The organism is Trinickia soli, from assembly GCF_002879855.1.
Taxonomy (GTDB): Bacteria; Pseudomonadota; Gammaproteobacteria; order Burkholderiales; family Burkholderiaceae; genus Trinickia; species Trinickia soli.
Window position 1 is genome coordinate 21,411 of sequence record NZ_PNYB01000040.1, and the last position, 6,637, is coordinate 28,047.

At 63.9% G+C, this 6,637-nt stretch carries 7 protein-coding genes; 4 read left to right on the forward strand and 3 right to left on the reverse strand.

Going from position 1 to position 6,637, the window contains the following annotated elements; all coding sequences use genetic code 11:
* The first annotated feature begins 106 nt into the window (after positions 1–106).
* Entirely contained in the window at positions 107–811 is a 705-nt protein-coding gene (locus C0Z19_RS26745) for a pseudouridine synthase (protein WP_102612859.1), read from the forward strand.
* 192 nt (positions 812–1,003) lie between these two features.
* Entirely contained in the window at positions 1,004–1,192 is a 189-nt protein-coding gene (locus tag C0Z19_RS26750; RefSeq protein WP_102612860.1) for a hypothetical protein, read from the forward strand.
* On the opposite strand, the gene C0Z19_RS26755 is transcribed toward C0Z19_RS26750, so the two are convergent.
* On the reverse strand, positions 1,185–2,270 hold the full coding sequence (locus C0Z19_RS26755) for an NAD-dependent epimerase/dehydratase family protein (protein WP_102612861.1): 1,086 nt from the start codon (positions 2,268–2,270) through the stop codon (positions 1,185–1,187). The genes C0Z19_RS26750 and C0Z19_RS26755 overlap by 8 nt on opposite strands.
* Before the next feature lie 76 nt (positions 2,271–2,346).
* Here C0Z19_RS26755 and C0Z19_RS26760 point away from each other — a divergent pair, with 76 nt between their 5' ends.
* Both C0Z19_RS26760 and C0Z19_RS26765 read left to right on the forward strand, forming a co-directional pair.
* Entirely contained in the window at positions 2,347–3,378 is a 1,032-nt protein-coding gene (locus C0Z19_RS26760; protein ID WP_102612862.1) for a CDP-6-deoxy-delta-3,4-glucoseen reductase, read from the forward strand.
* A gap of 303 nt (positions 3,379–3,681) precedes the next feature.
* On the forward strand, positions 3,682–4,866 hold the full coding sequence (locus tag C0Z19_RS26765) for an acetylornithine transaminase (RefSeq protein ID WP_102612863.1): 1,185 nt from the start codon (positions 3,682–3,684) through the stop codon (positions 4,864–4,866).
* 126 nt (positions 4,867–4,992) lie between these two features.
* Here C0Z19_RS26765 and C0Z19_RS26770 read toward each other — a convergent pair whose 3' ends face one another.
* Entirely contained in the window at positions 4,993–6,132 is a 1,140-nt protein-coding gene (locus tag C0Z19_RS26770; RefSeq protein ID WP_102612864.1) for a branched-chain amino acid ABC transporter substrate-binding protein, read from the reverse strand.
* A gap of 155 nt (positions 6,133–6,287) precedes the next feature.
* The coding region (locus tag C0Z19_RS26775) for an ABC transporter ATP-binding protein (RefSeq protein ID WP_146012158.1) at positions 6,288–6,637 on the reverse strand (350 nt) is incomplete at its 5' end.

Below are 6,637 nucleotides of genomic sequence, written 5' to 3' on the forward strand. Positions count from 1 at the left end.
TACGACATCGACGCCGGCTTGGAACGGTCGTGGGGCGCGTCGAGCGGCCGTCGGCGACCCTCCCCACCGGGCGTACAATCGCGGCCATTCCGATTCCGCGCGCGCCATGGACCTCGAACGCATTCTCTTTTCTCAGGGCTTCGGCTCACGACGTCAGTGTCGGGCATTGATCGCCGAAGGACGTGTCGCCATCGGCGGCAGCATACAAACCGACGCAGACGCCGATTTCCCGATCGATGACCTGAGGTTCGACGTCGACGGCACCACGTGGCGCTACCGCGAGCGTGCTTACCTGATGCTCAACAAGCCTGCGGGCTACGAGTGTTCGCGCGAGCCGCAGCATCACTTGAGCGTATTCGGCCTGTTGCCGACGCAGCTGGCCACGCGTGGCGTGCAATGCGTCGGCCGTCTCGACGAGGACACGACAGGACTTTTGCTGCTATCGGACGACGGTCAATTCGTCCACGCCTTCACGTCTCCGAAACGCAAGGTGCCGAAGACGTACCTCGCTACGACGCGTCACCCGCTCGACGAACGGCAACTGCAGGCATTGCGCGAAGGCGTCCTGCTGCACGGAGAAAAAACGCCGATTGCAGCGGCCGCGGCCGCCATGCGCGACGAACGGCAACTCGAGATCACCGTCAACGAAGGCAAATACCATCAGGTCAAGCGCATGATCGCGGCGGCCGGCAATCGTTGCGAGGCGTTGCACAGGGAGCGGATCGGCGGCCTCGCCTTGCCGGAGACGCTGGCCCCCGGGACATGGCAATGGCTCGGCGAAGCTGAACTGCAAGCGCTGCGCGCCGCGTAAGCCGATCCAAGGACCGCGCCGCAGAGCGGCATCGTGCGATGCCGCACGCTGAGGTTGCATCGATGGCCCATATCGGGTCTGCCCCCTATGGGGTAGGCCCGCCCTCGCGCCTATACTTTCTACAAACGAAAGCGGATCGGCGCCACGCGCGCCGATCCGCCCAAAGAAGGGTTTGGAGGGAGGAGGCGCATCGTGGTCATCAACGGCACGTTCGAGATTTCGTACGTGGTGCTCGTGTTTGCCGCGCTCGGAGCGATTCTGATCGGCGCGCTGCTGGCGGTCATGCACGTTCGGCGCCAATATCACCCCAATCTGATCGGCGCGTTGATTGGCGCGCTGCTGTGCTTCCTGCTGCTGGAAGCCTTGCCGACGCTCATTTGACGTCAGGCGCGCCGCTCGGGACACCGCGCAGGAAATCGTCGACGGTCGGATAGCGCAGCACCACGCGCAACTCGCGCCGTAGACGCGCGTTCGATAAGCGCCGCGACTCGCGCATGAAAGACAGCACCATCGGGTCGAGCGTCTGCTCGGCCGTCCCCCTCGAGATGCGCGGCACGTGCGGCAATCCGAACGCATCGGCCACCCGATCGAAATACGTCCCCATCTTCAGCACCGTATCGTCCGACGCATGGACGACTCGCCCGATGCGCCCATGCTCCGCCACGCGCACCATGATGGCGGCGAGATCGTCGGCGTGGATATGGTTCGTGTAGACGTCGTCAGCGTCGACCAGCGCCGGCTTGCCCTGATGAATGCGCGCGAGCGGGAGTCGATCTTGCGCATAAATGCCCGGAATGCGAACGATGCTGGCCGCCGTCGTCCCTCGCACATTGGCGCGCCGCAACCGCCGTTCGGCCGCCACCCGCCGCTTCGCACGCGCATTGGCAGGCCGCACGGGCCGCGTCTCGTCGATCAGCGCGCCGGCGCAATCGCCGTACACGCCCGTGGTGCTCGCGTAGACCACGCGCACGCGAACGGACCGTCCGGCCGCCAGGGGGGGCTCGGGTACAATACGCCGGTTCAGTGACGAGCGCGCCGGGCGATTGCCGCAGGCAGGCCAGCGCAACGCGCGCTCGTGCGATGCCGCGAACGCTGTGCGCATGCGCCGTGTCCTCGATGTCGAACCCCGCGCGGCCCGGTAGCGCGCCCGCGTGCCGAGCGCCGCGATCAAGGCTTGCGTACGGGGGTCGTCGGCGCCCGTCGAGGGCGGCGGTGCAAGGTGCAGGACGGTTCGAGCGATGCCTGCCAAACGGCGTAGGCTGCGTGGCGCATCGAGATCGCCGACAATTGGCGTAAGCCCGTGAGCGCGCAACGATGTGGCGCGCTCAGGGCGCGTCGTCAACGCAATGACGCGCGGCTGTGTAGCACGTGCGAGCAGACGCTGCGCGCATCGCAATCCGACATCGCCGCACCCGACGATCAACACGCGGGGCCGGCGCAAGATTCGTGTGGCTTTCATTTGCGCGCATTGTAGCGGTCAGCCGCGAAGCGCGCTTTGCCGCAACGGTTTTTTGATTTTTCGTTTCGATCGAGCTATGGCATACAACGTAACGATCCGGCAAAGCGGCCGGCAGTTTCAAGTAGAACCCGACGAACCCGTGCTGACGGCCGCCCTGCGACAAGGTGTCGGCGTCCCGTACGGTTGCAAGAACGGAGCATGCGGCTCATGCAAAGGCTCGGTCGTCTCGGGCGAGATCGAACAGCGCGCGCACTCGTCGTCGGCGCTCTCGAACGATGAGAAAACGCGCGGCATGGCGCTCTTCTGCTGCGCCACGGCCCAATCCGACCTCGTCATCGACGTGCGCGAAATCGCGGGCGTCGGCGATGTCCAGGTCAAAAAGCTGCCGTGCCGCGTCAACGCGCTCGAGCGCCGGGCCGACGACGTCATCGTGCTGAAGCTGCAATTGCCCGCCAACGAACGCCTTCAGTATCTGGCAGGTCAATACATCGAATTCATCCTGAAGGACGGCAAGCGCCGCAGCTATTCGATGGCGAGCGCGCCGAACCAGGAAGGCCCGATCGAGCTGCATATCCGCCATATGCCCGGCGGCGTGTTCACCGATCACGTCTTCAACACGATGAAGGAGCGCGACATCCTTCGTTTCGAAGGACCGCTCGGCACCTTCTTCCTGCGCGAAGATTCCGACAAGCCGATCGTACTGCTCGCTTCCGGCACGGGCTTCGCCCCGATCAAGGCCATCGCCGAACACGCCTTCTTCAAGAACATCGAGCGGCCGATCACGCTCTACTGGGGCGCGCGCCGCAAGCAAGACATCTACATGCTCGAACTTGCCGAAGGCTGGACCCGGGATCACCCGAACTTCAAGTTCGTGCCGGTCCTGTCCGAGCCCGACGCGGGCGACCACTGGACGGGCCGAACGGGCTTCGTGCATCGTGCCGTGATCGAAGATCTGCCCGATCTGTCGGGCTATCAGGTCTATGCGTGCGGCGCACCGGTGATGGTCGAATCGGCGTTGCGCGATTTCACGGCCCACCACCAGTTGCCGGCCGACGAGTTTTACGCCGATTCGTTCACGAGCGAAGCCGACCTCGTCAACGCCGTTTGACGTTGCGCCGGCTGATGGCCGGCGTCCGCGCCGACTGGGAAAAAAATGCGACAGCCGAGGCTTTGCTGCGATTGCATCGTCATGCTCATTGTCGTATTCTTGCGCCCATGACCCGCCACCTGTCCGCCCTCCGACGTCGCCGCTCGCTACCCGCAAGGGAAGCCGTCGGCTCATAGCGGACGCGCACCTCGCCACGCAACAGTCAAGCGAGGGGCGCAATCGGTCAAACCGCGAAAGCCACGGACTACCGTGGCTTTTTTCATTTCTCCCTCACCCTTTCTTCATTTATCGCGGAGCCGTGCCATGCAATCGTCAGATAACCCGATGCAGTCGCTGATGTACATCACCAACCGGCCGGACATCGTTTTCACGCGCGGCTCGGGCTCGTGGATCTTCGACAGCGAAGGCAAGCGCTACCTCGATTTCATTCAAGGCTGGGCCGTCAACAGCCTCGGGCACTGCCACCCCGCGATGATCGAAGCGCTGGAGAAGCAGGCGCGCGCGCTCATCAATCCCTCGCCGGCGTTCTACAACGAACCGATGGCCAATCTCGCCACGCTGCTGACCGGGCATAGCGTCTTCGACAAAGTCTTTTTCGCCAACAGCGGCGCCGAAGCGAACGAAGGTGCGATCAAGCTCGCGCGCAAGTGGGGCAAGAAGTTCAAGAACGGCGCCTACGAGATCATCACCTTCGACCACAGCTTCCACGGTCGCACGATCGCGACGATGTCGGCGAGCGGCAAGCCGGGTTGGGATACGCTTTATGCCCCGCAGGTGCCGGGCTTTCCGAAGGCTGAATTGAACGACATTGCATCGGTCGAGAAGCTGATCGGAGAGAAGACGGTCGCGGTCATGCTCGAGCCGATTCAAGGCGAAGGCGGCGTGATTCCGGCTACGCGCGAGTTCATGCGCGAGTTGCGCGAGCTGACGCAACGCCACGGCCTGCTGCTGATCGTCGACGAAGTGCAAAGCGGATGCGGCCGCGCCGGCACGTTGTTCGCCTATGAGCTCGCCGGGATCGAGCCGGACATCATGACGCTCGGCAAAGGCATCGGCGGCGGCGTGCCGCTCGCGGCGCTGCTGTCGAAAGCCGAGGTTGCCGTGTTCGAAGCGGGCGATCAAGGCGGCACCTACAACGGCAATCCGCTCATGGCGGCCGTCGGCCATGCTGTGATCAAAACGCTCGTCACGCCCGGCTTTCTCGAAAGCGTGCGCGCGCGTGGAGCATATCTGCGCGAGAAACTGCTCGAACTGTCGGCCGAACGCGGCTTCGAAGGCGAGCGCGGCGAAGGGCTGCTACGCGCCCTGCTGCTCGGCAAGGACATCGGGCCGCAGATCGTGGAGAAGGCGCGCGAGCTGCAGCCGACAGGCCTGCTGCTCAATGCGGCACGGCCGAATCTGCTGCGCTTCATGCCGGCGCTGAACGTGACCGACGACGAAATCGATCAGATGATGGCGATGCTGCGCACGGTGCTCGATTCGCTCTGAGCGCACTGCGCGAAGCAACAGGCGCGCGCATCCCGCCGCCGCGCGCCGCCCCGGAAAAAAAACCGCATGCGCTCACACGCATGCGGTTTTTGCGTTCTTCGGCCCGGGTGGGCCGAAGCAACAGGCTTACATCGCCACCTTGTTGATGAAACTGCGCTTGCCTTCCTTATAGCCGTAGATCGAGATGACGCCGTGCTTGAGGTCGCCCTTCGCATCGAACGTCGTCTCGCCAATGACGCCCTTGTAGTCGGTCGTGGGCATGGCGGCAAGGATCTTCGCCGGATCGACCGAGTTCGCACGCTTCATCGCGTCGACGATGATGTAGACGGCATCGTACGTGTACGGCGAATACAGCACGACGTCCTGGCCGTAACGCTGCTTGTATTTGGTTGCAAATGCAGCGCCTCCGGCCATCTGATCCAGGCCGATGCCGGCTTGCGAGCAGATGATGTTGTCGGCAGCGGGGCCGGCCAGGTCGGCGATATTGGCCGTGCAAACGCCGTCGCCGGCGAGGATCTTCGCACGCAGGCCAAGCTGCCTGGCTTGCTTGGCGAACGGGCCGCCCGTGGCGTCCATGGCGCCAACCATGATCGCGTCGGGGTTCTCGCCCTTGATCTTCGTCAGGATCGCGCGGAAATCGACGGCCTTATCGTTCGTCGCGTCATGCGACACGACCGTCAGGCCCGCTGCCTTCGCCGCCTTTTCGAACTCTTGCGCAAGACCTTGGCCGTATGCCGTCGAATCGTCGACGATGGCAACCTTCTTCACGCCCATCGACTTCGCCGCATAGTTGGCCAGCGCCGGACCTTGCTGCGCGTCGGTCGCGACGACGCGGTAGGTCGTCTTGAAGCCTTGCAGCGTGAACTTCGGATTCGTTGCCGACGGCGAGATCTGCACGATGCCGGCATCGCTGTAGATCTTCGACGCGGGGATCGACGTGCCCGACGTCTCGTGACCGACGACCGCGACCACCTTGTCGTCGACGAGTTTTTGCGCAACCTGCGTGGCTTGACGCGGGTCGCCCGCGTCGTCTTGCGGATCGAGTTCGAGCGTGACCTTCTGACCGCCGATCACGAGGCCCTTCTTATTGATCTCTTCGATCGCCAGACGTGCGCCGTTTTCGTTGTCCTTGCCCTGGTGAGCCGAACCGCCCGTCAGCGGCGCGACGTGACCGATCTTGACGGTCGTGTCGGCGTGCGCGACGTTGCAAAGTGCGAAAGAAAGCGCGGCTGCTGCCGCGCTGCCGGTGAGAAGCGACTTGTACACTGTTGTAATCCCTATTTTTTTTGGGTTTTAGAACGACACTGCTACGGGCCGTGGCAGCCCTTTTGACGGCGCCCGTGCTGAGAAGCACGGGCGCGCGAGAGGATGGCATTGCTCGCCGGGTAGTCGGCCGGCTTGTCGGCCGACTACCCGCCGGCTTACTCGCCCAGGTACGCGGCCCGCACCTTCGGATCGTCGAGCATTTGCTTGGCATCGCCCGACATGGTGACCATACCGGAATCCATCACATAGCCGCGGTTAGCCGCTTGCAACGCGAGGCGCGCGTTCTGCTCCACGAGCAGCACGGTGAGGCCTTCCTTCGAAATGTCGCGCACGACTTCGAAGATCTTCTCCACCATGATCGGCGACAGACCCATCGAGGGCTCGTCAAGCAACAGCAGCTTCGGACGGCTGATGATCGCGCGCGCCATCGCCAGCATCTGTTGCTCGCCGCCCGAGAGCGTGCCCGCGAGCTGCGTGGCCCGCTCCTTCAGACGCGGGAAGTAGC